This is a genomic window from Flavobacterium xizangense, assembly GCF_054075145.1.
The window spans coordinates 1-251 of record NZ_JBSIPG010000220.1 but is presented as its reverse complement, the minus strand read 5'-3'; the positions used below and the strand labels follow the sequence as shown (position 1 = coordinate 251).

Annotated in this window: 1 protein-coding gene; it reads right to left on the bottom strand. The window is 53.8% G+C overall.

Translation table 11 applies throughout. The features are described 5' to 3' along the window. Nucleotides 1-251: hypothetical protein (locus ACWA1B_RS23185; RefSeq protein WP_456911027.1), on the bottom strand; the 251-nt coding region annotated here is incomplete at both ends.

The following is a 251-nucleotide window of genomic DNA, read 5'->3' as shown; positions in this document are numbered from 1 at the left end:
CAAACACCACGCAACCCGCCGCCAAAAACTGCGGGGCCAGATCGTGGCTGACTTCGTGCGCGGTGGCCAGAAACACCACATCCACGCCGCCGACAAACTCACTGATATCGGACATCGGCTGCAACGGCAGATCGACGATTCCCTTAAGTTGCGGATGCAAATCGGAAATTAACTTTCCCGCATCATTGCTTTGCGCTGAGACAGTCAAAGCGGTTATGGTCATATGAGGATGGCGATTCACGTAGCTTACA